The sequence below is a fragment of the Xanthomonas sp. BRIP62409 genome (genome assembly GCF_003992965.1).
In the GTDB taxonomy this organism is placed as follows: Bacteria; Pseudomonadota; Gammaproteobacteria; order Xanthomonadales; family Xanthomonadaceae; genus Xanthomonas; species Xanthomonas euroxanthea.
The window spans coordinates 115,176-141,519 of record NZ_QEZJ01000031.1; the positions used below are offsets into that span (position 1 = coordinate 115,176).

Annotated in this window: 16 protein-coding genes; 10 read left to right on the plus strand and 6 right to left on the minus strand. The window is 66.0% G+C overall.

Annotated elements, in window-relative coordinates; genetic code table 11:
• Nucleotides 1–66: 66 nt before the first annotated feature.
• From EO170_RS19055 to EO170_RS19070, 4 genes are all read left to right on the plus strand, one after another.
• Nucleotides 67–1,371, plus strand: a complete 1,305-nt coding sequence (locus EO170_RS19055) for a DUF445 family protein (RefSeq protein ID WP_104647914.1) — start codon at nt 67–69, stop codon at nt 1,369–1,371.
• A 152-nt stretch (nt 1,372–1,523) separates the two neighbouring features.
• Nucleotides 1,524–5,618, plus strand: a complete 4,095-nt coding sequence (locus EO170_RS19060) for a CHASE domain-containing protein (RefSeq protein WP_126947400.1) — start codon at nt 1,524–1,526, stop codon at nt 5,616–5,618.
• Between the two features lie 31 nt (nt 5,619–5,649).
• Nucleotides 5,650–6,642: an HD domain-containing phosphohydrolase gene (locus EO170_RS19065; protein WP_126947403.1), complete on the plus strand. Its 993-nt coding sequence runs from the start codon at nt 5,650–5,652 to the stop codon at nt 6,640–6,642.
• Nucleotides 6,643–6,968: 326 nt separating this feature from the next.
• Nucleotides 6,969–8,405, plus strand: a complete 1,437-nt coding sequence (locus EO170_RS19070; protein WP_039522006.1) for a DHA2 family efflux MFS transporter permease subunit — start codon at nt 6,969–6,971, stop codon at nt 8,403–8,405.
• A gap of 194 nt (nt 8,406–8,599) precedes the next feature.
• Here the strand turns inward: EO170_RS19070 and EO170_RS19075 are convergent, their stop codons facing one another.
• From EO170_RS19075 to EO170_RS19090, 4 genes are all read right to left on the minus strand, one after another.
• Nucleotides 8,600–9,022 carry a hypothetical protein gene (locus EO170_RS19075; RefSeq protein WP_126947406.1) on the minus strand — a complete coding sequence of 141 codons (423 nt, stop codon included), beginning with the start codon at nt 9,020–9,022 and terminating at the stop codon, nt 8,600–8,602.
• Nucleotides 9,019–9,369 carry a hypothetical protein gene (locus EO170_RS19080; protein WP_126947409.1) on the minus strand — a complete coding sequence of 117 codons (351 nt, stop codon included), beginning with the start codon at nt 9,367–9,369 and terminating at the stop codon, nt 9,019–9,021. The genes EO170_RS19075 and EO170_RS19080 overlap by 4 nt, the downstream gene beginning before the upstream one ends.
• A 180-nt stretch (nt 9,370–9,549) precedes the next feature.
• Complete coding sequence (locus EO170_RS19085; protein ID WP_065031628.1) at nt 9,550–10,404, minus strand: oxidoreductase; 855 nt, start codon at nt 10,402–10,404, stop codon at nt 9,550–9,552.
• A gap of 140 nt (nt 10,405–10,544) precedes the next feature.
• The gene (locus tag EO170_RS19090) at nt 10,545–11,120 is read right to left on the minus strand and encodes a TetR family transcriptional regulator (protein ID WP_126947412.1); all 576 of its coding nucleotides are present in this window, start codon (nt 11,118–11,120) and stop codon (nt 10,545–10,547) included.
• A 131-nt stretch (nt 11,121–11,251) separates the two neighbouring features.
• On the opposite strand from EO170_RS19090, the gene EO170_RS19095 reads away from it, so the two are divergent.
• Genes EO170_RS19095 through EO170_RS19105 form a run of 3 tightly spaced genes read left to right on the plus strand, consistent with a single transcriptional unit; the run spans nt 11,252 to nt 14,400 of the window.
• Nucleotides 11,252–12,334 carry an alkene reductase gene (locus EO170_RS19095; RefSeq protein WP_126947415.1) on the plus strand — a complete coding sequence of 361 codons (1,083 nt, stop codon included), beginning with the start codon at nt 11,252–11,254 and terminating at the stop codon, nt 12,332–12,334.
• A gap of 48 nt (nt 12,335–12,382) precedes the next feature.
• On the plus strand, nt 12,383–13,171 hold the full coding sequence (locus tag EO170_RS19100; protein ID WP_119131394.1) for an SDR family oxidoreductase: 789 nt from the start codon (nt 12,383–12,385) through the stop codon (nt 13,169–13,171).
• Nucleotides 13,084–14,400 (plus strand): NADP-dependent oxidoreductase, encoded by a 1,317-nt coding sequence (locus tag EO170_RS19105; protein ID WP_241239473.1) that lies wholly within the window; start codon nt 13,084–13,086, stop codon nt 14,398–14,400. Before EO170_RS19100 ends, EO170_RS19105 begins: the two co-directional genes overlap by 88 nt.
• A 269-nt stretch (nt 14,401–14,669) precedes the next feature.
• Here EO170_RS19105 and EO170_RS19110 read toward each other — a convergent pair whose 3' ends face one another.
• Nucleotides 14,670–14,966, minus strand: a complete 297-nt coding sequence (locus tag EO170_RS19110) for a hypothetical protein (protein WP_104648244.1) — start codon at nt 14,964–14,966, stop codon at nt 14,670–14,672.
• A 515-nt stretch (nt 14,967–15,481) separates the two neighbouring features.
• Nucleotides 15,482–20,491 (minus strand): NAD-glutamate dehydrogenase domain-containing protein, encoded by a 5,010-nt coding sequence (locus tag EO170_RS19115; RefSeq protein WP_126947420.1) that lies wholly within the window; start codon nt 20,489–20,491, stop codon nt 15,482–15,484.
• Nucleotides 20,492–20,781: 290 nt separating this feature from the next.
• On the opposite strand from EO170_RS19115, the gene EO170_RS19120 reads away from it, so the two are divergent.
• From EO170_RS19120 to EO170_RS19130, 3 genes are read left to right on the plus strand one after another with little or no spacing between them, the layout of a single operon-like run.
• The gene (locus tag EO170_RS19120; RefSeq protein WP_104582124.1) at nt 20,782–21,441 is read left to right on the plus strand and encodes a TetR/AcrR family transcriptional regulator; all 660 of its coding nucleotides are present in this window, start codon (nt 20,782–20,784) and stop codon (nt 21,439–21,441) included.
• A gap of 14 nt (nt 21,442–21,455) precedes the next feature.
• Nucleotides 21,456–22,760, plus strand: a complete 1,305-nt coding sequence (locus tag EO170_RS19125; RefSeq protein WP_126947423.1) for an efflux RND transporter periplasmic adaptor subunit — start codon at nt 21,456–21,458, stop codon at nt 22,758–22,760.
• Nucleotides 22,761–22,772: 12 nt separating this feature from the next.
• Nucleotides 22,773–25,943: a multidrug efflux RND transporter permease subunit gene (locus tag EO170_RS19130; RefSeq protein WP_104582122.1), complete on the plus strand. Its 3,171-nt coding sequence runs from the start codon at nt 22,773–22,775 to the stop codon at nt 25,941–25,943.
• Nucleotides 25,944–26,344 lie beyond the last annotated feature (401 nt).

A 26,344-nucleotide genomic window follows, 5' to 3' on the forward strand; every position in this document is an offset into this window, starting at 1 on the left:
CTCCTACCGAACCGATGACGCGCGCCGTGGACATGCCCTGCTCCGGCGACTGGGTACACTTCGGACATGGAACCCAGTCTCAGCACTCCCCGTCCCGTCGATCCCCGTCGTGCCCAGCTGCAGCGCATGAAGCTGTTGGCGGTGGCCCTGCTGCTGGCCATGTTCGCCGGCTTCGTCGTCAGCCACCTGATGGGCGAACAAGGCGTCTGGGCCTGGGTCTCGGCCTTCTGCGAAGCGGCGACGGTCGGCGCATTGGCCGACTGGTTCGCGGTGGTGGCCTTGTTCCGCCGCCCGATGGGCCTGCCGATCCCGCATACCGCCATCCTGCCGCGCGGCAAGGACCGTCTGGCCGATGGCCTGGCGGTGTTCGTGCGCGACCAGTTCCTCGCCCCGGATGCGTTGATGGACAAACTGCGCGTGTTCGACCCGGCCAGCCGCCTCGGCGAATGGCTGGCCAAACCCGAGCAGGCGCGCATGCTCGCGCAGATGGCGCGCAGCTGGATGCTGCAGGCGCTGGAGCTGCTGGACGAGGCTGCGGTGCGCCGCGCGATCCAGCGCTTTGTGGTCGACCGTCTGCGCAAGTGGAATGCCGCCGCCACCGTCGGCGATATCATGGCCCTGCTCACCACCGATGGCCGGCACCAGAAATTGCTGGACGAGGTGCTGCTGCGCCTGGGCGAGTGGCTGGACCAGGAGCAGGTCAAGACGCGCGCCTCGGCGTTGATCGTGCGCTACGCGCGGCGCGAGTGGCCCAAGCTGGTCGGCACGGTGAACTGGGTCAAGCCGATCGAAGAGATTGGCGACAGCCTGGCCGACCGCATGGCGCGTGCGGCGATCGAGGAGTTGCAGGACATCCTCAAGACGCCCGAGCATCCAATCAGGCTCGACTATGAAGCCTGGCTGCAACGCTACATCGCGCGCCTGCGCGACGAGCCGGCAATGGCCGAGCGCGTGGAAGAACTCAAGCAGCGCGCGATCGAACATCCGGCCCTGCAGGACTACGTGCAAGGGCTGTGGGGCGAGATCCGCGATGCGCTGCGCAACGACCTGGCGCGTGAGGAATCATCGATGGCCGCGCACATGGAGCGTTCCATGCAATCGCTCGGCCAGGCATTGTCGCAGGATCCCTCGCTGCGTGAAGCGCTCAACCAGCACATGTTGCAGGCAGCCGACAAACTCACCACGCGCTTGCGCGCATCGGTGACCGAGCATATTGCGTCGACGGTGAAAAGTTGGGACGAACGTCACCTCGTCGAACAATTGGAATTGGGTGTCGGACGCGATCTGCAATACATTCGGTTCAATGGAACGCTGGTGGGCGGACTGATCGGTCTTGCCCTTCACGCATTATCGATCTGGCTGGCGTTCTGATGCATTGGCAATGACGTTGATCGCCCACCGGAAGCACGTGCAGACACGGGGAAGACCGCACGCATTCTGATGATCGTCAGGCGCCACCACGAAGCCGACCTCACTGTCGGTCAGCACACCGGGCACGCAACAGGCAAGGCAAAGGGACACAAATGCCGAATGGCCGCTGGGATCTGCGCAGGAAATACGGGCGCCGTGCGTCGATCGGGGCCCTGCTGATTCTCGCCGCAGGTTTGATTGCCGCCATTTTCGCCGGCCTGTCGCTGCAGCGACATAACGACCTCGAGCGCGAGCAGCGTTTCAACTACGTCGTGCGCACGCTGACCCGCAATATCAGCGAGCGCATGTATACCTTCGAACACGGGCTGCGCGGCGCGCGCGGCGCGGTGATCGGCGCCGGCAAGGAGATCATCAGTCGCGACCGCTTCACCCTGTACAGCCGCTCGCGCGATTACACGCGCGAGTTTCCCGGCGTGCTGGGCTACGGCTACATCCATCGCGTCGCGCCCGCCGACGAAGAGGCCTTCCTGCAGGCCGCCCGTGCCGACGGCGCACCGGACATCAAGCGGCGGCCGCTGGAGCCCTGGGACGGCGAGCGCTACATCGTGCTGTATTTCGAGCCGGAGTCCTCGGGCAACCGTCCGATTGGCCTGGACATCGCCTCCGAGCCACGTCGCCGCGCCGCCGCACTGCAGGCCGCGCGCAGCGGCCTGCCGATCATGACCTCGCCGATCTCGCTGTCCGGCTATCGCATTCCCAGCGAGAGCGGATTCCTGGTGCTGCTGGCCGTCTATCGCGAAGGCATGCCGCTGCAGACGCCGCAGCAGCGCATGGCCGCCACCAGCGGCTGGGTGTATGCGCCCTTCAGCGTCGAGCAGATGGTGCAAAGCACCCTGGGCGAGCGCGACGACCTGGCACTGGACCTGTCCGACAGGAACGAGCCCACCCACAATTTCTACCGCAGCGGCACGCCGTCCAGCGACAGCGCACGTCGCCCGCCGGTGATCCAGCAGCTGCAGATCTACGGCCGCACCTGGATCATCACCGCCCACCCCACCGCCAGCTTCCTGGCCTCGCTCAACCAGACCTCGCCATGGCTGATGGGCGGCCTGGTGCTGGGCGTGTCGGTGCTGCTTGCGGCATTGCTGGTGCTGTATTTCAGCAATGGACTGCGGCGCGAGGAAGTGCTGCGCAAGCAGATGGAGCTGGCGGCGCTGGTCAGCCATTCCAGCGAAGCCATCGTTGCCGAGACCCCGGACGGAGACATCACCCACTGGAATCCCGCTGCCGAAGCGATGTTCGGCTACAGCGCGGACGAGGCGATCGGCCAGAACCTGACGATGCTGCTGTCGCCGCAGCCGTATGCAATTGCCGACATCGCGCACGCCGACGAACACCAGTCGGTCGATGCCTCCGCGGCGCAGAGCATGCGCCATCGCGACGGGCATCTGGTGCATGTACTGGCCAGCAAGGCCCCGATCATCGAACGTAACGACACCCTGAGCGGGCATTCGCATTTCTTCCGCGACATCTCCGAGCGGGTGCGGTCGCACCAGCGCATCGTCGCGCTCAACGCATCGCTCGAACATCAGGTCGCCGAACGCACCAGCGAACTGATGAAGTTCTCCGCGCTGCATCGGGCGATTCTGGCGCATGCCGGCTTTGCCATCATCGCCACCGACTCCGCTGGCTTTGTCACGCTGTTCAATCGGGCCGCGGAAAAACTGCTGGGCTACAACGCCGACGAGGTGATCGGCCGCCGCAAGGCCGGCCAGTTCATCGAGCCCGAGGAACTGCAGCAGCGCGCGCACATGCTCTCCGAGCAGACCGGCGCGCCGGTGGCGCACACCCTGGAGGCGATCGCCGCGCTGACCAGCCTGGGCCGCAGCGACACCAGCGAATGGACCTACGTCAGCCATGAAGGCCGCCGCCTGCCGGTGCTGCTGACCCTGAGCACGCTGCGCGACGACAACGACCAGGTGATCGGCTACCTGGGCATGGCGGTGGATCTGACCGAACAGAAACTGCACGAGAAACAACTGCGCCTGGCGATGGACGCGGCCAAGAGCGCCAACCAGTCCAAGTCCGATTTCCTGGCCAACATGAGCCATGAGATCCGCACGCCGATGAACGCGATCCTGGGCATGCTGTACCTGCTGCAGCGCAGCGAACTGCCCGCTGCGGCGCAGGACATGGTGACCAAGATCGATCGCTCCGCGCGTTCGTTGCTGGAAATCATCAACGACATCCTGGACTTCTCCAAGATCGAGGCCGGGCGCATCGACCTGGAACGCGCACCGTTCGACCTCAATCAACTGTTTGACAACATCGCCGACCTGATGCGTTCCTCGCTCAGCACCAAACCGGTGGAAATGATCGTCGAACCGCTGCCGCGCGACTGCCGCTGGTTGCTCGGCGATGCGCTGCGCATCAACCAGGTGCTGGTCAACCTGGTCGGCAACGCGATCAAGTTCACCGAGCAGGGCGAAGTGGTGCTGTCGGTACGGCGCTTCCCCAGCGGCGATCCGAACAAGTTCAAGCTGTTGTTCTCGGTGCGCGACACCGGCATCGGCATCTCCAAGGAAAAGCAGAGCCTGATCTTCTCGCCGTTCCTGCAGGCCGACACCTCCACCAGCCGGCGTTACGGCGGCAGCGGCCTGGGCCTGACCATCAGCCGGCGCCTGATCGAGTTGATGGGCGGCGAGCTGGAAGTGGAAAGCGTGCCCGGCCGCGGCAGCGAGTTCTATTTCGTGATCACGCTGGAAAAAGCGGCCCCGCCGCCGGCCCAGCGCGAGCTGCCCGCGCTGCCGCCCGAAGCGATGCCGCGCGTTTTGATCGCCGACGACCACGATGCCGCGCTCAACAACCTGGTGCGCATCGCCACCGAACTCGGCTGGCGCGTGGATGCGGTCGCCAGCGGCCAGGCCGCCTTGCAGGCGATCGAACAGGCCAGCGAGCCCTACGACATCTTCCTGCTCGACTGGCGCATGCCCGATATCGACGGGGTGGCGATCGCGCGGCAGATCCGCGCGCGCGCCGTGCCCGGCCCGCATCCGGTGATCGTCATGGTCACCGCGTACGAGCGCCGCCTGCTTGAACAGCACCCGGAGCAACAGGATCTGGATGCGGTCATGACCAAGCCGGTCACCAGTGCGGCGCTGCACCGGCTGATGGAGCAACTGGTCGACGCACGCCCCGGCGCGCGGCCGGTGACGCCCACCTTCGTGGCGCGCCGCCTCGAAGGTGCGCATCTGCTGCTGGTGGACGACAGCGAGATCAACTGCGAAGTGGCCCAGCGCATTCTCGAAGGCGAAGGCGCCATGGTCACGGTCGCCCACGATGGCGAGCAGGCCGTCAACACGCTCAAGCGCGCCCCGGAGCTGTTCCAGCTGGTGTTGATGGACGTGCAGATGCCGGTGGTCGATGGCTACGAAGCCACGCGGCGGCTGCGGCAGATCCCGGCGCTGGCCAGCCTGCCGGTGATCGCGCTGACCGCCGGCGCCTTTCGCCCGCAACAGGAGAAGGCGCTGGAAGCCGGCATGAACGGTTTCATCGCCAAGCCCTTCAATGTGGAGGAACTGGTCACCGCCATCCGCCATTTCCTGCAGCCGGGCGTGCGGCGCATCCCCTCGCTGCCGCACGAAGCCGACGTCCCTGCCGGCCCCGAATGGGAACATGCCGACCCGGAGGTGCTGGATGCAGCACGTGCGCGCAGCCTGTGGCGCGAGCGCGAGCCGTACGAGCGCTATCTGCTCAAACTGCTGCGCGACAACCCCGACCCGGCCGAGACTGCAGCCGAGCATCTGCGCCGCAATGAGCTGCCGGCGATCGGCGCGCTGGCGCACAAGCTGCGTGGCGCAGCCGGGTCGCTGGCCTTGCCGGCCCTGGCCGGTGCCGCCAGCGATCTGGAGACCCGCATCGAGGAAGGCCACGACATCACCTCGGCGCTGATCGCGCTCAAGGACACCATGCAGCGCACCACCGCCGCGATCCATGCCTTCCTGCAACACGCCAGCAGCGCCGAGGCGGCAAGTGACGATGCGGTCGCGCTGGACGCAGACAGCGTGCAGATCCTGGAAGCGGCCCTGGGCAGCGACGATGCCGACAGGATCGACCACGCGCTGCTGATCTGCGCGCCGCGCCTGCCGCGCACCCTGCAGGAAGGACTGCAGCGTGCGGTGGATGATTTCGACTTCCGTCGCGCCGAGGCCACGTTGCGCGACTGGCAAGCCACTCACCTGCACTGACCGGTCGCCACGCAGGTCGCAAGGAGTCTTCATGGCGCATCGTCCCCTGCTGTGTGTCGACGACGAATCCAGCAACCTGGCCACCCTGCGCCAGTTGCTGCGCGACGATTTCCCGCTGGTGTTCGCCAAGTCCGGCCGCGAAGCGCTAGAGGCGGTGCTTCGCCACACGCCGTCGTTGATCCTGCTGGATGTCGAGCTGCCCGACATGGACGGCTATGCGGTGGCGCGCACGCTCAAGCAGCAACCGGCCAGCGCGGCCATCCCGATCCTGTTCGTGACCTCGCGCAACAGCGAGCACGACGAGCGCACAGGCCTGGAAGCGGGCGCGGCCGACTACGTCAGCAAGCCCTACTCGCCCGCCCTGCTCAAGGTCCGCATCGCCACCCAGTTGAAGCTGGCCGAAAACGCGCGGCTGGCCCAGCAGTACCGCGATGCGATCCATCTGCTCGGCACCGCCGGGCAGGGCCAGGATGCCGACACCGGCGCACATATCTGGCGCATGGCCGCCTATGCGCGGGTGCTGGCCGAAAAGATCGGCTGGCCGGCGCAACGGGCGCAGTTGCTGCAGGATGCCGCGCCCCTGCACGACGCCGGCAAGATTGCGGCACCCGGCGGCCTACTGCACCCGTCCGATACGCTGGACGAACACGAACGCTCGGTGGTGCGCCAGCATCCGCAGGTCGGCCACGCCCTGCTGCGACACGGTCGCGGGCCGGTGTTTCAGCTGGCTGCGGAGATTGCCCTGCATCACCACGAATGCTGGGACGGCAGCGGCTATCCCACGGGCCTGGTCGGCGATGCCATTCCCGAATCGGCGCGCATCGTGGCGGTGGCCGATGTGTTCGATGCGCTGTGCGGCCGGCGCGCCTACAAGGCGCCATGGACGGTGGACGACGCCATGCGCAAGCTCGACAGCATGGCCGGCAAGCAACTGGAGCCGCGCCTGGTGCAGCATTTTCGCGAGGCATTGCCGCAGATCCTGCAGATCATGGATGCCTGGGATAGCGCGGCGCCGGGGACCTGAAGAGCCGGGAATCGGGAATCGGGATTGGGGATTGGGGAATCGGGAATCGAAGAGCGGGGAGCGCGGGACGGGCTGATCAGTTTCTGGGCCGATCGGGTGAGTTGGCACGAGGCATTCGCACCCGTCTTGCGGGCTGTACGGCTCTCTCAGGTGGGCTGGTGGTGTTATCGGCCCTGTGATGCGTACGCAGTGTTGCCTGGCTTGTGCTTGAACACCGCTCCGCACGGGCGGACAATAGCCATGTTGCGCCGCACAACACCGTGCGACGCGGGCCGGTCTGATCGCCATCTGCGCGCCACCGATGCGGCCCCGCAACCGAGAGTCCGATGTCCTCCAGCGTGTCCGAGGCCGGCGTCACGCCGCCGCGTTATCCCGATTACCGCATCATCTCGCTGATCCTGGCCTGCGCCATCTTCATGGAGCAGATGGATGCCACTGTGCTGGCGACCGCGCTGCCGACCCTGGCGCGCGATTTCGGCGTTGCCGCGCCGGCGATGAGCATCGCCATGACCAGCTACCTGCTGGCGCTGGCGGTGCTGATCCCGGCCAGCGGCGCGATCGCCGACCGCTTCGGCCTGCGCCGGGTGTTCGGCGCATCGATCTGGGTGTTCGTCGGCGGCTCGATCCTGTGTTCGCTGGCCGACAGCCTGCCCACCATGGTCGCCGCGCGCGTACTGCAAGGCGCCGGTGGCGCGATGATGGCCCCGCTCGGCCGGCTGATCCTGCTGCGCACGGTGGAGCGCCGTCACCTGGTGTCGGCCATGGCCTGGACGCTGGTGCCGGCCTTTATCGGCCCGATGCTCGGCCCGCCGCTGGGTGGATTTTTCGTCTCGTATCTGGACTGGCGCTGGATCTTCTACATCAACGTGCCGATCGGCATTGCCGGCTTTTTGCTGGTGCGCCGTTTCATCCCGGAAATTCCCACCGACACCACACCGGCACGTTTCGACCTGCGCGGTTTCGTGCTGTGCGGCACCGCGTTGGGCTGCCTGTTGTTCGGCCTGGAAATGGTCAGCCAGCAGGACGGCATCGGTACCGCGAGCTGGCTGCTGGCCATCGGCGGCAGCGCTGCGCTGGGGTATCTGTGGCATGCACGCCACCACCCCGCTCCGCTGCTGGACCTGAGCCTGCTGCGGATCGATTCGTTCCGCTTGTCGGTGATCGGCGGTGCGCTGATGCGCATCACCCAGGGCGCGCATCCATTCCTGCTGCCGCTGCTGTTCCAGATCGGCTTCGGCATGAGTGCTGCACACAGCGGGCGCCTGATCCTGGCCACCGCGCTCGGCGCACTGCTGATGCGCAGCATCACCCCGCAGTTACTGCGCCGCTTCGGCTATCGCAACAGCCTGATCGGCAACGGTGTGCTCGCCAGCCTGGGCTACATGGTGTGTGCGTTGTTCCGGCCCGACTGGCCGCCGGCGCTGATGTTCGGCCTGCTGCTGTGCTGCGGCGCCTTCATGTCGTTCCAGTTCGCCGCCTACAACACCATCGCCTATGAAAACGTGCCCGCATCGCGCATGAGCCGCGCCAGCAGCCTGTACACCACCTTGCAGCAACTGATGCTCTCGGTCGGCGTATGCGCCGGCGCAATGATCCTCAAGCTGGCGATGCTGGCCGGCGATCACACCCAGCCTGCGCAACGGGATTTTTCGCTGGCGTTCTGCGTGGTCAGCCTGATTTCGCTCAGCGCCACCTGGTGGCATGTGCGTTTCGACAAGGATGCCGGGCAGGAAATGAGCGGGCACCGGGCTTCGAGCGGCTGACCGCAAGGCTGCGCAGCCGGAGCAGCTACACAGCCGTGACTGGAATCGGCGTGCACCGCCCCGGCAACTGTGGTTTCCATGCGACATCCTCATCCAGTTGCCAACTGCTCGCACTGCTTGGTTGACCAGTCTTGCAACGTGTCATGTCCGCCAACTCGCATGACAGCACCCCACAGGTGCCGCCATGCCTGCCATCATCGCGCCTTGTCGTTTTGCCGCGACGCGGCCTCGGCACGCGTCACCAGCAGGAACGCCAGCGGAAAGCTGATCTCGATCGCGACTGCCGCGAAGATGCCGGCGTTGACATGCCCGGCCACCCACTCCGCCACGCCCAGCACTGCCAACAACAGGCACGCGGTGACAAAGCCCGCAACCACGGCACGGCGCCCTGGCGACGGTGGCGCCGTTCGCACCAGCAGCAGCATGACGCCGATGGCCGCATACAGCGGTGCGGCGCGTCGGCCGAGCACGCCCAGCGCGTCGCTGTCGAAGGCCACGCCCCAATTGGCCAGCATGGCCGCAGGCGCCAGCAGCCAGGCAGCGCCCAACGCGAAGAACGACAACGCCGACAGCGTGGCCAGGTAGCGAAATGCGCGCGATGCAGTCGGCGCGCTCATGCGTTCACCTCCACGACCGTGCACCCCTGCACCTTCCGCGCGTTGCCGCCAAAGTGGGGCTGATGCAATCCCCGGCCGCTGGTCAGCACCCGGTCTGCAACCGCACTGCCGGCATCGCGGGACGCTTCGACCACACCGGCAAGATCGACGCCAGGAATCAGCGGAAGATGGCGAATGATCGGGCCACCTCTGCTCACCGCCACCGCCATCGCGTGGTGGTCGTTGCCGGTCGAATTCTCGACAGCAACCCTCACCTCGCCCGGCATCAACGCGTCTTCGTTGAACCGGACCAGCCTGGTAACCACCGGCTCGCTGGTCTGAACGCTAAGCACTGCATTGAAGGTCATTGCCTTCTCCTGTTGGGGTCAAGACCGCGCGCGACCGCGTCACCACCGACGCATCGGTAACGGCATGCGCACTGCAGTCGCTGCGGCTCGTTTGTGCAGCGGTGCAACCTAGCGCGGCGCAGCTGAAACCTGTTGCGCTCACCGCCAGGGCCGGCACTTGCAGTGGTTTGTCGGCCGGGCTTATCCGGCGTGGGATGGCGTCGTCGTCTCGGACGGCGTCTTCGCATCGAGCTGCAGGTTCTTGCGAATCAGCGCCTGGAACACGCCCGCCGGCGCAAACCGCCGCAGGAACTGCAGCTGTCCGGCGATCTTGCCCGCGGTGTAGCGCACCTTGGGCTGCTGCGCGCGCGCCGCCTTCACCACCACGTCGGCGACGACGGAGGGCTCGTCCGCGCTTGCCATTGCCTGCGCCACCACCTGGCCGACCTGGGTGCGCACCTGACGGTAGTTTTCCAGCGGCGCATCCGGGGCGAGAGTGTTCGCCTCGAACTGGGTTTTGGTGTAGGCCGGCTCGATTACCGTGACCCGGATTCCGTAGCTGCGCAGCTCGTGGTCCACCGCTTCGGAGTAACCCTCCACCGCGTGCTTGCTGGCCGCGTACAGCGCCGCATACGGCGTGGGCACCAGCCCGATGATCGAGCCGATGTTGATGATGCGGCCACTGCCCTGGCGGCGCATCTGCGGCACCACTGCGCGCGTCATGCGCACGACACCGAGGAAGTTGGTGTCGAGGATGGCCTTGGCCTGCTCGATCGAGCTTTCCTCCGCAGCGGCGGGAGACACACCGAAACCGGCGTTATTGACCAGCAGGTCGATGCGCCCTTCCCGTCGCAGCAGCTCCTGGATCGCGGCGTCGACCGATTCGTCGCTGGTCACATCCAGCGCCAGCAGCGTAAAGGCGCGCTGCCCGGACTGCGCGCCGCGACGGCTGGTGCCGTACACCGTATAACCGGCGGCAGCCAGCGCGTTGGCAGTTGCTTCGCCGATGCCGGAGGAGGCGCCGGTCACCAGCGCAACAGGGGGTTTGCTTGTCATTGGATTTCCTTGAGTGCAGTGAGTGACAGGGCGGCAGTCGGTTGACGATCACGCCGCGACTGGAATGCGATGGCTTGGCTAAAAACGCAGTCCTACCGGTGAAACCTCGGCCACGTGTGTGGCGGATGCACGCCTGTCGGTTAGTTGGATGCCTGCAACGACGACAGGATCTGGTCGCGACACACCGCGATGATTTCGTCGGCCAGTGGCGAATCGTTCGGGCACGACCGCGACAGCACGATGGCGCCGATGGCGTGCGCCATCATGTCCAGGTTGCTGGCGCGCTCCGCTGCTGCCTCGGCGGTGCCGGGCGCAGCGCCGCTGCGGTCGAGCGAGGCCAACAGGTTTTCGACCCCGGTGGCGAACGCCTCGCGCACTTCCTCCGGCTGGCGCGCGGCATCGGCGCCCAGCGCAGCCATCGTGCAGCCGGTGGCAAGGCTGTCGCGATGTCCGCGCGACAGATAGAAGTTCACGAAATCTGCCTTGTCCACGTGCTCGGTCTGCGCGGCGATGCTGGCCAGCCCGCAGGCCGCCGATTCAGCCATCAGATCTGCCTTGGAGCGGAACTGCTTGTAGAAGCCGCCGTGGGTGAACCCTGCAGCGGCCATCAGATCGGCGATGCCGATCCCTTCGTAACCGCGCTCGCGAAACAGCACCGAGGCGGTCTCGACGACGTGCGCCCGGTTTGCCTGCGCCTGTGCCTTGGTCACTTTCATCGTTGGGACACTCCGTGCTTGTGCGGGACTGGTGAGAGCGGCAGCTTACTTTGATGTCATTCGTCATCAAAGTATTGACACTTTAGATTTTGATCGTAATCTTTGTCAACCACTGATTCCGAGCACCGCCAATGACCCACCCTTCGCTGTTCGAACCCTATGCACTGGGCGCGCTGACCCTGACCAACCGCATCGTGATGGCCCCGCTGACCCGCAACCGTGCGGGCGCCGGCCTGGTGCCGAGCGCACTGGCGGCCACCTATTACGCCCAGCGCGCCTCGGCCGGCCTGCTGATCACCGAGGCCACCCAGATCTCGCCCCAGGCTCAGGGCTATCAGGACACCCCTGGCCTGTACACGCCCGAGCAGATCGCCGGCTGGCGTGCAGTCACCGACGCCGTGCATGCCAAGGGCGGGCGCATCTTCGTGCAGCTGTGGCATGTGGGCCGGGTGTCGCATGTCGACCTGCAACCGGGCGGCGCCGCACCGGTTGCGCCGTCGGCGATCCGCGCGGCGACCAAGGTGTTTGTCAACAACGGCTTTGCCGATGTCTCCGAACCACGCGCGCTTGCGCTGCACGAACTGCCGGGCATCGTCGACGACTTCCGCCAGGCAGCGGCCAATGCGATTGCCGCCGGCTTCGATGGTGTCGAAATCCACGGCGCCAACGGCTACCTGCTGGAGCAGTTCATCAAGGACGGCGCCAACCAGCGTACCGATGCCTACGGCGGCTCGATCGAAAACCGCGCACGCCTGTTGCTGGAGGTGGTCGCTGCAGTGAACAAGCAGATCGGCGCCGATCGCACCGGCGTGCGCATCTCGCCGGTGTCGCCGGCAAGCGGCATTTCCGGCAGCGATCCGCAGCCGCAATACGACTACATCGCCGAGCAGCTCGATGCGCTGGGCATCGTGTACCTGCACGTGGTCGAAGGTGCGACCGGTGGCCCGCGCGACGCGGCCCCGTTCGACTATGCCGCGCTGCGCAGCAAGTTCACCCGTACCTATCTGGCCAACAACGGCTACGACCTGGAACTGGCCAACGCCCAGTTGCGCGCAGGCAACGTCGACCTGGTGGCCTTCGGCCGCCCGTTCATCAGCAACCCCGATCTTGTCGAACGTCTGCACACCGGCGCAGCGCTGGCGCCGTTGAATCCGGCCACGCTCTACGGCGGTGGCGCCGAAGGCTATATCGACTACCCGTCCCTCGCCGGCTGAGGCTGTCTCGCCTGGCGTCCTTCATCCACTCTCATCAAGGAATCCTGCATGTCCACGCTTCCCGCTGTCCTCATCACCGGCGCCTCAACCGGCATCGGCGCCGTCTACGCCGAGCGCTTCGCGCAACGCGGCCATGACCTGGTACTGGTCGCACGCGACAAGGCCCGCCTGGATGCGCTGGCTGCGCGTCTGCGCGATGCACATGGCGTCAGCGTCGATGTGCTGCAGGCCGACCTGACCCAGGCCGCCGATCTGGCCGCGGTGGAAACCCGCCTGCGCGAGGATGCGCAGATCGGCATCCTGATCAACAACGCAGGCATGGCGCAGTCCGGCGGCATCCTGCAGCAGGACGCCGCGGCGGTCGACCGCCTGATCGCGCTCAATGTCACCGCGTTGACGCGCCTGTCCGCCGCCGTTGCGCCGCGCTTTGCACAGTCCGGCAGCGGCGCGATCGTCAACCTCGGCTCGGTGGTGGGTTTCGCTCCGGAATTCGGCATGAGCGTCTATGGCGCCACCAAGGCCTTCGTGCTGTTCCTGTCGCAGGGGCTGCACCTGGAGCTGGGCGCCAAGGGCGTCTATGTGCAGGCCGTGCTGCCGGCCGGCACGCGCACCGAGATCTGGGGACGCGCCGGTATCGACGTCAACACGCTCAGCGACCTGATGGACGTAGGCGAACTGGTCGACGCCGCGCTGGTCGGCTTCGATCGCCGCGAGCTGGTCACCATTCCGCCGTTGCACGTGGCCGAACGTTGGGACGCACTGGATGGCGCGCGCCAGGGCTTGCTGTCGGACATCCGGCAGGCGAACGCCGCCGAGCGTTATCAGCCGGCAGCCTGACCGGCCGAACGACGCTGCTGCCCCGCAGCGCTCGCCACGGTGAGCGCTGCGGACCTGCATGGAGACGGCACGCAGCCGCACGCGTGCACGGGTTCGATGGATTCACATGGGCGCATGTGGCGATCAGGCGGCAGGCATCGCTCTGCCAGCGCAGGGATGAAGGCGGCCGGGGCCCGCGTCCCACCCGGCCACCCATCCCTACAACCACGGCATTGGACTGGAACCAGATGAAAGCACTCACCTTCAAACGCTACGGCAAGGCTCCCGGCATCGGCTTCAGCGAGCTGGCCCGCCCGACGCTGCAGCCCGACGAACTGCTGGTCGAGGTGCATGCCGCGGGCGTGAACCCGATCGACAACATGATTCCCACCGGCATCTTCAAACCCGTAGTGAAATTCGAGCTGCCCGCCACGCTGGGCAGCGACGTGGCCGGAATCGTCATCGAGGTCGGCAGCCGCGTCACCCGCTTCAAGCCGGGCGATGCGATCTTCGCCAGCGTGTTCGATCTTGGCCGCGGCACCATCGCCGAGTATGTCGCGGTGCCGGAAAGCGCCGCAGCGTTGAAGCCGGCCAATCTGGAGTTCGTGCAGGCGGCATCGCTGCCGATGGTCGCACTCACGTCCTGGCAGGCCCTGAAGGAACGTGCCGGCCTGCAGCCCGGCCAGAAGGTGTTCATTCCCGCCGGCTCCGGCGGCATCGGCACCATCGCGATCCAGTTGGCAAAACACCTCGGCGCCACTGTCGGCACCACCACCAGCACCGGCAATGTCGCGCTGGTGAACAGCCTTGGCGCAGACGAGGTGGTCGATTACAGGCAACAGGACTTCGAGACCGTGCTGCGCGGCTACGACATCGCGCTGGGCACGATGCGGGGCGATACGATCGAAAAATCGCTCGCCATCCTCAAGCCCGGCGGCAGGATCGTGTCGCTGGTGGGGCCGCTGGACGCAGCCTTTGCCCGCGCACGCCGGTTGAATGTCGTGCTGCAATTCGTCTTTGCCATGATGAGCCGCAAGATCATCCGCCTGGCGAACAAGCACAACGTCGCCTACGGCTTCCTGTTCGTGCGTCCCGATGGCGCGCAACTGGCGAAGATCGGCGAACTGCTCGAAGCCGAACGCATCCGCCCGGTCATCGACAAGGTGTTTGGCTTCGACCAGGCAAAGCAGGCGCTGGAATATCTAGCCCAGGGCCGCGCCAAGGGCAAGGTGGTCGTCAAGATCAGATAAGGCAGTGAACTGGTCACGGCAATCGGTGCAGACCCACGCATGCGAAAGGTCGCCCCGACGGCGAATGCCACTCAGTCACTGATGACCACACTATCGCGGCATTCGTGCGCAGGTCGCCATCGATGAGCGCCACCTGCGCTGTATCACTCAATCGCTAAACCTTGAGCGCAATTCGGCCCAGCGCATCCGGGTCTCCCGCCAACAACGCTGCTCGCAGCCAGGATGCAGGAAGTCCGACGCCGTTCGATGACCGACGTTCGCACTGCACCTTACGATGCAGCTGCAAGACGTTCCTGCAACGCATGCAGCGATTCTTTTCCCGATACAGCCAGCGCACGCGACGCGTAGAGCAGGCGATCGGTGAGCTCGCCACCCAGGCCAGGTTGACCCGCCTCGCGGGCCGCCTCACCGGCGTGCAGCATCTCCAACACGCCCTGCAGCCCGAGCAAGCAGTGATCGATATGTGCGCATTTGAGAGCCAGGCCAAATTGCATCGGCAGATCGGACCAATGCAGGCCGTTGGTGGCTTCCGCACCACGTGACTCGGACAGGCGACGGAAGAACACGTCCTCACGCGCATCACCATGATCGGCCACGGTATGGGCGGTCGGCTGCGAGGCGGTTGCGGTAGTGGCCGAATGGGCAGGATTGGTGCGCGGCATGAGGATCTCCTTGGATAGTGGAGAGCACCGCCATCGTTGACCGGCGCTCGTGCGCCTTGGATTTCGGGCTTCCACACCCGTCTGCAGGATCTACTGCAGCTAAGCGATACTCATCGGACTATTCGAGAGTGTCAAGAAGCCTGGGATTGTTCACCTACTCGCGTGCGTTGTCTGACATGCCTCTGGCATGCAGACAGGCTCACAGAAAGGCAGCGCGCGTGTCGTAGCTGGCCGGATGTGGACCACGCGATTGGCCGACACCCGGACGACGCATTGGGCTCGCGATCGTACGGAGCAATTCCGCACGTAAATAAGGCGACCCTTGGGCCGCCTTGTGCATGGGCAGACACTACGTAGCTGCATCAGCTCAGCCTAGGTGATGACGAGCACCTGCTCCGCCATCACCTCGCTGCACACTATTACATCCCGTGCGCTGCCAACTGGCCCAACCGCTGCACCGCCACCGACACGGTCGGGTAGTCCAGCGTCTTCTGCTCGGCCACATCGGCCAGCATCGCCAGGGTGAAGCGCAGGCTGGAATCGTCGCGTGCCAGCCAGTTGGCCACCTTGTCCTCGGCACTGCTGCCGGGCATGGTCAGCACCTGCGCCACCAGTGCACGCTGATGCGCGGCCAGTTCATCGCGCAGCACACCACGTGCCACTGCATGCCAGCGGCCGTTGACCTCCAGCGCGTCGATCTGCTCGAACAACCATGGAAGGCGCAGCGCTTCGCCCAGGCGGAAATGCACCTTGGACACGTCCACCGGCTTGAGCTTGCGGGTGCGCGCGGTTTCGATGATGTCGAAGGCCGGTTCCAGGTAACGCAACTCGCACAGCTGTTGCGCCAGTTGCGGCGGCAGGCCCTTGTCCTGCCATTCCTGCACGCTGGCTTCGTACTGCGGGCGCTGCGCATCCGACAGCACGCCGGAAGCGATACGGATGTCGTTGAACGGGCCGTGGTAACGCTCCACCGCCGCGGTGATGCCCGGCATCTGGCCCGGACGCAGCAGCAGCCAACGCACGAACGAGCGTTGCAGGCGCCAGATCACTTCCAGTGCATCGATCTGCACCGACTCGGGCACCTTGCCGTCCAGCGCGTCGATCTGCGTCCACAGCGCGCGTGCATCCAGCGTCTCGCGGCTGATGGTATAGGCCTTGGCGACCTCGGCGATGCTGCGGCCGGTGTCTTCCTGCATGCGCATCAGGAAGGTGGCGCCCATGCGGTTGATGGTGGTGTTGGTCACCGCGGTGGCGATGATCTCGCGCTTGAGGCGGTGACGCTCCATCGCATCGGCGTACTTCTTCTGCAGCGGCTGCGGGAAGTAGCGCTGCAGTTCCTTGGACAGATACGGGTCTTCGGGGATATCCGATTCCAGCAGCTGCTGGAACGCCACCAGCTTGGAGTACGACAGCAGCACCGACAGCTCCGGGCGCGACAAGCCCTGCCCGCGTGCCTTGCGTGCGGACAGTTCGGCATCGGAGGGCAGGAACTCGATCTGGCGATCGAGCAGGCCCTGCAGTTCCAGCGTGCGGATGAAGTGCTGCTTGGAGCCCAGGCGCTTGACGCTCATCCGCTCCATCAGGCTGATCGCCTGGTTCTGGCGGTAGTTGTCCCACAACACCAGGTCGGCCACTTCGTCGGTCATCGACGCGAGCAATGTGTTGCGCGCGTCGTAGGTGAGCTTCTTGGCCTGCACCATGTCGTTGAGCAGGATCTTGATGTTCACCTCGTGGTCGGAGGTGTCCACGCCGGCCGAGTTGTCGATGAAGTCGGTGTTGAGCAGCACCCCGGCCTGCGCGGCCTCGATGCGGCCGAGCTGGGTTAGGCCGAGGTTACCGCCCTCGCCCACCACCTTGCAGCGCAATTCGCCGCCATTGACGCGCAGGCCGTTGTTGGCGCGGTCGCCCACATCGGCGTGCGACTCGCTGGACGCCTTGACGTAGGTGCCGATGCCGCCATTCCAGAACAAATCCACCGGCGCCTTGAGGATGGCGTTCATCAGCTCGTTGGGCGAGAGCTGCTTGACGCTGGAGTCCAAGCCCAGCACCTCGCGTACCGGCGCGCTGATGTCGATGGATTTGAGCGTGCGCGGATAGATGCCGCCACCGGCGCTGATCAGTTTGGCCTCGTAGTCGGCCCAGCTGGAACGCGGCAGCTTGAACAGGCGCTCGCGCTCGGCGAACGAAGCGGCGGCATCCGGATTGGGGTCCAGGAAGATATGCCGGTGATCGAACGCGGCCAGCAGGCGGATATGCCTTGAGAGCAGCATGCCGTTGCCGAACACGTCGCCGGACATGTCGCCGATGCCGACCACGCTGAAATCCTGGCTCTGGCAATCGCGCCCCATCGCGCGGAAGTGGCGCTTGACCGACTCCCACGCACCACGCGCGGTGATGCCCATGCCCTTGTGGTCGTAGCCGACCGACCCGCCGGAAGCGAATGCATCGCCCAGCCAGAAGCCGTGGTCCAGCGCCAGCCCGTTGGCGATGTCGGAGAACGTGGCGGTGCCCTTGTCGGCCGCGACCACCAGGTACGGGTCGTCCAGGTCATGGCGCACCACCTGCGGCGGCGGCACGATCTTGCCGCCGACGATGTTGTCGGTGATGTCGAGCAGGCTCTGGATGAACAGCTTGTAGCAGGCGATGCCTTCGGCCTGGATCGCGTCACGGTCGCCGCCCACCGGCGAGCGCTTGACGTAGAAACCGCCCTTGGCGCCGACCGGCACGATGACGGTGTTCTTGACCATCTGCGCCTTGACCAGGCCCAGCACCTCGGTGCGGAAATCCTCGCGCCGGTCCGACCAGCGCAGGCCGCCACGCGCCACCGCGCCAAAGCGCAGGTGCACGCCTTCCACCCGTGGGCTGTAGACGAAGATTTCGCGGTACGGACGCGGCTTGGGCAGGTCCGGCACGATCGAAGAATCCAGCTTGAAGCTGATGCAGTGCCCGTGCTTGCCGCTCTTGTCGGTCTGGTAGTAGTTGGTGCGCAGCGTCGCGTCGATCACGCCGATGAAGCTGCGCAGGATGCGGTCCTCGTCCAGGCTGGAAACGCGGTCCATCAGCTTCAGCAGCGTGGCGCGCGCAGCCTCCTGCTGCGCATCGCGGTCGCTGCCGCGCGCCTGCAGCACCGGCTCCAGCGCCTTGAGCGTGGCCTCGTCGCCAGCTGCCAGCACCGACAGTTCCTCGCGCAGGCGTTCCTGCCCGGCAACGATCTGCGCCTTGGTCTCGCTGCCGGTGGCCGGATCGAAGCGCGCCTCGAACAGTTCCACCAGCAGGCGCGCCAGCAACGGGTAGCGGGTGAACGTCGCCTCGACGTAGGCCTGCGAGAACGGCACCGCGGTCTGCAGCAGATACTTGCAATAGCCGCGCAGCAGCGCGACCTGGCGCCAGTGCAGGCCCGCCGCCAGGATCAGGCGGTTGAAGCCGTCGTTCTCGGCATCGCCATTCCAGATCCGTTCGAAGGCTTCGCCGAAACCGGCGTCGGCATTGGCTGCATTGATCTTGCCGGAGGTCGATTCGACCTCGAAATCCTGGATGTAGACCGGTGTCTCGCCGACCTGCAGCCGGTATGGCCGCTCGGAGATCACGCGCAGGCCCAGGTTCTCCATCATCGGCATCGCATCGGACAACGGGATGTCGTCGAGCTGGCGATACAGCTTCAGGCGCAGGCCTTCGCCGGCGTCCAGCCGCACGCCGTCGTCGCGACGGATCTCCTGCAGGCTCAGATGCAGGTCATCCGGGCCTTCCAGTGCCGCCAGATGCTCGACGTCGGAGACCGCCGATTCGATCGACGAGTCTTCGATATAGCCGGCCGGCAACGCACGCCCGAAGTTGGCCGCCATGCGCAGGCCATTGACCTCGCCATGCCGCGCCACCAGCGCCTCGCGCAGGGCATCGCGCCAGTTGCGCAGCAGATGCGCCAGCCGCGATTCGAGCTCGGTGGTGTTGAATTCCAGCGCCTCGCCACTCTTGGGCCGCACGATCAGGTGCAGCTGCGCCAGCGGCGATTCGCCCAGCACCACGCTGGAATCGATGTATTCGCCGTGCAGCGCCTCCTTGAGCAAGGCTTCGATGCGCAGCCGCACATCGGTGTTGAAGCGCTCGCGCGGGATGTACACCAGCGCGGAGATGAAGCGGCTGTACTTGTCGCGGCGCAGGAACATGCGGCTGCGCACGCGCTCCTGCAGGCCGAGGATGCCGATCGCGGTGCGGTACAGCTCTTCCTCGTTGGACTGGAACAGCTCCTCGCGCGGCAGCGTCTCGAGGATGTGTCGCAACGCCTTGCCGCTGTGGCTGCTCGGGGTCAGCCCGGACTTGCTCATCACGTATTCGTGGCGCTGCCGCACCAGTGGAATTTCCCAGGGGCGGCGGTTGTAGGCGCTGGAGGTGAACAGGCCCAGGAAGCGCTGCTCGCCGACGATGCGGCCCTTGGCATCGAATTCCAGGATGCCGATGTAATCCATGTAGCCGACCCGATGCACGCGCGAGCGCGCATTGGTCTTGGTCAGGATCAGCGCGTCCTTGAGCTTGGCCGAGGTGTTCAGGCCATGCGCCGCCAGCGTGGTCACCGGGCGCGCCGGCGAGGTGTCGCGGCCGCGCATCAGGCCCAGGCCGGTTTCTTCTACCGGCGCCAGCACGTCCTGGCCGTCCTGCTTCTCCACGCGGTACTCGCGGTAGCCGAAGAAGGTGAAGTGGTCGGCGGCCGCCCAGCGCAGGAATTCCTGCGCCTCGTGGCGGCTGATGTCGTCCATCGGCAGGCGGCGGGTGGCCAGGTCATCGGCCAGCATCACCATCTTTTCGCGCATCGACGCCCAGTCGTGCACGATCGCACGCACTTCGGCCAGCACCTTGCGCACGGCCGCTTCCACCTTGGGCATGTCGTCGGCAGGCTGGCGGTCGATCTCCAGCACCATCAGCGATTCGCTCTTGCCCTCGCCCACCGCGGTCAGCTTGCCGGCCTTGTCGCGCGCGATGCGCAGCACCGGGTGGCCAAGCACGTGCACGCCGATGCCCAGGTCCGACAGCGTCATGCTCACCGAGTCCACCAGGAACGGCATGTCGTCGTTGACGATCTGCAGCAGCGTGTGCGGCGACTCGTAGCCGTGGCTCTTCAGGGTCGGGTTGAACACCCGCACATTGACCGTGCCGGCCTTGCGCGTGCGCGCAAACTCCAGCATGTCGGCCGCCAGGGCCGCCCACTGTTCGGGTGGGTGGTTGGGGAACTCGTCCTCTTCCATGCGCCGGTAGAAGTCGGCTGCAAACAGCTGCACCTCGGACTGGCGGGCAGCCGGGTAGCGCTTGCGCAACGCGGCAAAGACCGGCTCCAGGGTGACCGCCTGCGGCGCGGTGGCAAGCACGGGGACGGCATGTTCGGCGACCGGTGTGACCGACGTCGTGGACGATTTCGAAGCAGCTTTCTTGGCTGTCATGAGAGCGCTGGGATGCTCGGTGGAAAACCTGAATTGTACCGGCGCCGGATGAAGGCGCCTTGCTGCATAGCGCAAATTCCCGGGGCCGGCGCCGGCCCCGGACGCGGCATCCAAGCGCTACCCGACTGTAATTCCTCGGGCGGCAGCCCATTGGCGGCCGCGCATCGGCCTGCCGGACCGCCACAACCGGCAAAGTCGGGCCCGACGCTTGGCGCACAAGGCGCTGTACAGACAGAATTGCGACCGTCAAGCCTGTTTAAAAACTAAACTGGACGGTATAGTCTACCGCCATGACCCCCCGTTCCCACCGTGCTTCCCGGCGCTCGGATTGCGATCGCCGCATCCATGCGGCTGTGCATACGCTGCTTGCCGAGCGTGGCATGCGGCTGAGCATGGATGCCGTGGCCGAGCGTGCCGGTTGTTCCAAGCAGACGCTCTATAGTTACTACGGTTGTAAAGAAAACCTGCTGCGCGATGTCCTTCAGGACCACGTGCATCTGGCCACGGTGCCGCTGGGCACCGCCTCCGGCGAGTTGCGCGAGGATCTGCTGGCCTTTGCGCTGGCCCATCTTGACCGCCTGAACCGGCCCGATGTGCTACAGACCTGCCGATTGGTGGAGGCCGAATCGCACCGGTTTCCCGACCAGTCACAGCAGATCTTCCAGGACGGGGTCGTCGGCATGCAGCAGCGCCTGGCGCAGCGCTTCGAACAGGCGATGCAGGCAGGCCAGCTGCGCCATGACGATCCGCACTGTATGGCCGAACTGCTGTTGAGCATGATCGTCGGTCTGGATTTCGACCGGCAACGCTTTCAGGTACCCCACCGCGCCGGCCTCCCCGCCAGGCAGCAGTGGGCGCAGTTCGCTGTCGACACGTTCCTGCGCGCCTTTGCCGCGGTCGCTGCCACGCCTTCGCTGTCCCCGCTTTCCTTTCTCACTTCAAGACCCTAACGGAGTTCCTCCTGATGATCGCCCCGCTCCGCACATTCGGCCTGGCCTGTGCCATCACCCTGGCGCTGGCTGCCTGCAGCAAGCCCGAACAACAGCAGGCGCCGCCGCCGCCGGAAGTGTCGGTGCTGGAAATGAAGCCGCAGACCCTGCCGCTGGAACGCGACCTGGTCGGCCGCCTGTCGGCATTCCGCTCGGCCGACGTGCGCGCACGCGTGGACGGCGTGGTGCTCAAGCGCCTGTACACCGAGGGCACCGACGTCAAGGAAGGCCAGCCGCTGTTCGAGATCGACCCGGCACCGCTGAAGGCCACGCTGCTGCAGGCGCAGGGCCAGCTGGCCGCCGCCGAGGCGACCTACGCCAATGCCCAGGTCGCCGCCAAGCGCGCGCGCAGCCTGGCCCCGCAGCAGTACGTGTCGCGGGCCGACATCGACAACGCCGAAGCCACCGAGCGCTCCTCCCGCGCCAACGTGCAGCAGGCACGCGGCCAGGTCGAGTCCGCCCGCATCCAGCTCGGCTTTGCCAGCGTCACCTCGCCGATCACCGGCCGCGCCGGCATCCAGCGCGTGACCGAAGGTGCGCTGGTGGGCTCGGGTGAGGCGACCCTGCTGACCACGGTCGACCAGATCGACCCGCTGTATGTGAACTTTGCGATGAGCAGCGAAGAGCTCGCCGCCCTGCGCCAGGCCCAGAGCAGCGGCAACGTGCAGCTCAGCGGCGATGGCAAGTCCACCATCAACGTGGAACTGGGCAACGGCACGCAGTACCCGCACCCCGGTACGCTGGACGTGTCGGCGGTGACGGTGGACCCGAGCACCGGTGCGGTGTCGCTGCGCGCGACCCTGCCCAACCCGGAACAGGCACTGCTGCCGGGCGCGTTCGTGACCTTCAAGGCCAGCCTGGGCCAGCGCAACAACGCCTACCTGATGCCGCAGCAGGCCGTGCAGCGCGATGCCACCGGCGCCTACGCGCTGGTGCTGGGCAAGGACGGCAAGGTGGTGCGCAAGAATCTCACCGTCGACGGCCAGCAGAAGGGTCAGTGGATCGTCACCGGTGGCGTGACCCCGGGCGATCAGGTGATCGTCGATGGCGTGCAGAAGGCCAAGGAAGGCCAGCCGGCCAAGGGCGTGCCGTGGGATCCGAACAAGCCGGCGCAGGGCGGCCAGCCGGGTGCACCGGGCGCGGCTCCCGCCGCCCAGGGTGGCAACGCACAGGCCGCACCGGCAGCCGACAAGGCCGACGCGGCGGCACCGGCCGCGCAGGAACAGTCCAAGCCAGACGCTGCGGCGCAGCCGACCGACTCCCAGTCCAAGCAGCAGTAACGGAACCCGGACATGCCTAAGTTTTTTATCGAACACCCTGTCTTTGCCTGGGTGGTGGCGATCCTGATCTCGCTTGCGGGCGTGATCTCGATCCTGAATCTGGGTATCGAGTCGTACCCCACGATCGCCCCGCCGCAGGTCACCGTCACCGCCAACTTCCCCGGCGCCAGCGCCGATACCGCCGAAAAAGCGGTGACCCAGGTCATCGAGCAGCAGCTCACCGGTATCGATCACCTGCTGTACTTCAACTCGTCCTCGGCCGCCAACGGCCGCGTGACCATCACGCTGACCTTCGAAACCGGCACCGACGCGGATATCGCCCAGGTGCAGGTGCAGAACAAGGTGTCGCTGGCCACGCCGCGTCTGCCTTCGGAAGTCACCCAGCAGGGTGTGGTGGTGGCCAAGGCCAACGCCGGCTTCCTGATGGTGGCCGCGTTGCGCTCGGACAACCCGTCGATCAACCGCGACGCGCTCAACGACATCGTCGGCTCGCGCGTGCTCGAGCAGATCTCGCGCGTGCCCGGCGTGGGCAGCACCAACCAGTTCGGCGCCGAGTATGCGATGAACATCTGGCTGAACCCGGAGAAGCTGCAGGGCTACAACCTGTCGGCGACCCAGGTGCTGACCGCGGTGCGTAACCAGAACGTGCAGTTCGCTGCCGGTTCGGTGGGCGCCGACCCGACTCCGGAAGGCATCAGCTTCACCGCCACCGTGTCGGCCGAGGGCCGCTTCAGCTCGCCGGAACAGTTCGAGAACATCATCCTGCGCACCGATAACAACGGTGCCACGGTGCGCTTGAAGGATGTCGCGCGGGTCACCGTGGGGCCGAGCAACTACGGCTTCGACACCCAGTACAACGGCAAGCCCACCGGCGCCTTCGGTATCCAGCTGCTGCCGGGCGCCAACGCCCTGAACGTGTCCGAGGCGGTCGGTGCCAAGCTCGACGAACTGCAGCCGACCTTCCCGCAGGGCGTGACCTGGTTTGCGCCGTACGAATCGACCACCTTCGTGCGCATCTCCATCGAGGAAGTGATCCACACGCTGGTGGAAGCCATCGTGCTGGTGTTCCTGGTGATGCTGCTGTTCCTGCAGAACTTCCGCGCCACCGTGATTCCCACGCTGGTGATTCCGGTCGCGTTGCTGGGCACGTTCTTCGGCATGTACATGATCGGCTTCACCATCAACCAGCTGACGCTGTTTGCGATGGTGCTGGCGATCGGCATCGTGGTCGACGACGCGATCGTGGTGATCGAGAACGTCGAACGCATCATGAGCGAGGAGCACCTGGAGCCGAAGGCGGCCACGCAGAAGGCGATGACCCAGATCACCGGCGCGGTGGTGGCCATCACCGTGGTGCTGGCGGCGGTGTTCATCCCCTCCTCGCTGCAGCCCGGCGCTTCGGGTGCGATCTACAAGCAATTCGCGCTGACTATCGCCATGTCGATGGGGTTCTCCGCGTTCCTGGCGTTGAGCTTCACCCCGGCGCTGTGCGGCGCGTTCCTCAAGTCCACCCACTCGACCAAGAAGAACTGGATCTACCGCACCTTCGACAAGTACTACGACAAGCTGGCGCATCGCTATGTCGGCGTGGTCGGCCACACCCTCAAGCGCTCGCCACCGTGGATGATCGTGTTCGTGGTGCTGGTGGTGCTGTGCGGCTTCCTGTTCACCCGCATGCCGGGCAGCTTCCTGCCGGAAGAAGACCAGGGCTTTGCGGTGGCCATCGTGCAGCTGCCGCCGGGCGCGACCAAGATCCGCACCAACGAGGCGTTCGCGCAGATGCGTGCGGTGCTGGAGAAGCAGCCGGCCGTGGAAGGCATGCTGCAGATCGCCGGCTTCAGCTTCCTGGGCTCGGGCGAAAACGTCGGCATGGGCTTCATCCGGCTCAAGCCGTGGGAAGAGCGCGACGTCACAGCCGAACAGTTGATCCAGCAGCTCAACGGTGCCTTCTACGGCATCAAGGGCGCGCAGATCTTCGTGGTCAACCTGCCCACCGTGCAGGGGCTGGGCCAGTTCGGCGGCTTCGACATGTGGCTGCAGGACCGCTCCGGCGCCGGCCAGCAAGCCCTGACCCAGGCGCGCAACATCGTGCTGGGCAAGGCGGCGGAAAGGCAGGACACCATGGTGGGCGTGCGCCCGAACGGCCTGGAAGACGCACCACAGCTGCAGCTGTCCGTGGACCGTGTGCAGGCGCAGTCGATGGGCCTGGACGTCAGCGATATCTACAGCTCGATCCAGCTGATGCTGGCGCCTGTGTACATCAACGACTACTTCTCCGAAGGCCGCATCAAGCGCGTCAACATCCGTGCCGACGACCAGTTCCGCACCGGCCCCGAGTCGCTGCGCAGCTTCTTCAGCCCCAGTGCGACAGCAGTCGGTGCCGATGGGCAGCCGGGAATGATTCCGCTGAGCAATGTGGTCAAGGCCGATTGGACCTTCGCCTCGCCGGCGTTGAACCGCTACAACGGCTATTCGGCGGTGAACATCGTCGGCAATCCTGCGCCGGGTGGCAGCTCCGGCCAGGCGATGACCGCGATGGAAGAGATCGTCAACAACGATCTGCCGCCGGGCTTCGGCTTCGACTGGAGCGGCATGTCGTACCAGGAAATCATCGCCGGTAATGCGGCCACGCTGTTGCTGGCGTTGTCGGTGGTGGTGGTGTTCCTGTGCCTGGCCGCCCTCTACGAGAGCTGGTCGATTCCGGTGGCGGTGCTGATGGTGGTGCCGATCGGTGTGCTGGGTGCGATCACCTTCTCGATGCTGCGTGGGCTGCCGAACGATCTGTACTTCAAGATCGGCATGATCACGGTGATCGGCCTGGCGGCGAAGAACGCGATCCTGATCGTGGAGTTCGCGGTGGAACAGCGTGCGGCAGGCAAGACGCTGCGCGAGGCGACGCTGGAAGCGGCACACCTGCGCTTCCGCCCGATCCTGATGACCTCGTTCGCTTTCATCCTGGGCGTGCTGCCGCTGGCCATCTCCACCGGTGCCGGCGCCAACTCGCGTCACTCCATCGGTACCGGCGTGATCGGCGGCATGGTGTTCGCCACCGTGCTCGGCGTGATCTTCATCCCGCTGTTCTTCGTGGTGGTGCGCCGCATGCTGGGCGACAAGCTGGACGAACAGTCCAAGGACTACCTCGCGGCACAGGGCGACGCCGGAAGCCATCGTCCGGATCGTTGATCTGGGACATCGCCTAGAACGAAAAGCCCCGGCACTGCCGGGGCTTTTTTTTGGGTTGCGCAACCGTGATATCTCGTAGGAGCGCACCCGGGCGCGACGGGCATGACCGGTAACGCCCGTCGCGCCCGGGTGCGCTCCTACGGTGGGGGGATCGGTGACATGCCGTGCTCGGGCAAGACCTGCACCATGTGCCAGCTGTTGGCCAAGCACATAGCGCGATCTGTAACAACCGCCGCGCCGTCGTAGGAGCGCACCTGGGCGCGACGAGCCTTACTGGTAACGCCTGTCGCGCCCGGGTGCGCTCCTACGGGTGCCGGGGATTGGTGACATCCGTGCTTGTGCAAGACCCGCACGGCGCGATCCGCAACAACCGCCACGGCGTTGTAGGAGCGCCCCTGGGC

Excerpts from the sequence above, each read along its gene's own strand:
- EO170_RS19055 (WP_104647914.1), top strand. The coding sequence starts at position 67 with ATGGAACCCAGTCTCAGCACTCCCCGTCCCGTCGATCCCCGTCGTGCC.
- EO170_RS19060 (WP_126947400.1), top strand. The coding sequence starts at position 1,524 with ATGCCGAATGGCCGCTGGGATCTGCGCAGGAAATACGGGCGCCGTGCG.
- EO170_RS19065 (WP_126947403.1), top strand. The coding sequence starts at position 5,650 with ATGGCGCATCGTCCCCTGCTGTGTGTCGACGACGAATCCAGCAACCTG.
- EO170_RS19070 (WP_039522006.1), top strand. The coding sequence starts at position 6,969 with ATGTCCTCCAGCGTGTCCGAGGCCGGCGTCACGCCGCCGCGTTATCCC.
- EO170_RS19075 (WP_126947406.1), bottom strand. The coding sequence starts at position 9,022 with ATGAGCGCGCCGACTGCATCGCGCGCATTTCGCTACCTGGCCACGCTG.
- EO170_RS19080 (WP_126947409.1), bottom strand. The coding sequence starts at position 9,369 with ATGACCTTCAATGCAGTGCTTAGCGTTCAGACCAGCGAGCCGGTGGTT.
- EO170_RS19085 (WP_065031628.1), bottom strand. The coding sequence starts at position 10,404 with ATGACAAGCAAACCCCCTGTTGCGCTGGTGACCGGCGCCTCCTCCGGC.
- EO170_RS19090 (WP_126947412.1), bottom strand. The coding sequence starts at position 11,120 with ATGAAAGTGACCAAGGCACAGGCGCAGGCAAACCGGGCGCACGTCGTC.
- EO170_RS19095 (WP_126947415.1), top strand. The coding sequence starts at position 11,252 with ATGACCCACCCTTCGCTGTTCGAACCCTATGCACTGGGCGCGCTGACC.
- EO170_RS19100 (WP_119131394.1), top strand. The coding sequence starts at position 12,383 with ATGTCCACGCTTCCCGCTGTCCTCATCACCGGCGCCTCAACCGGCATC.
- EO170_RS19115 (WP_126947420.1), bottom strand. The coding sequence starts at position 20,491 with ATGACAGCCAAGAAAGCTGCTTCGAAATCGTCCACGACGTCGGTCACA.
- EO170_RS19120 (WP_104582124.1), top strand. The coding sequence starts at position 20,782 with ATGACCCCCCGTTCCCACCGTGCTTCCCGGCGCTCGGATTGCGATCGC.
- EO170_RS19125 (WP_126947423.1), top strand. The coding sequence starts at position 21,456 with ATGATCGCCCCGCTCCGCACATTCGGCCTGGCCTGTGCCATCACCCTG.
- EO170_RS19130 (WP_104582122.1), top strand. The coding sequence starts at position 22,773 with ATGCCTAAGTTTTTTATCGAACACCCTGTCTTTGCCTGGGTGGTGGCG.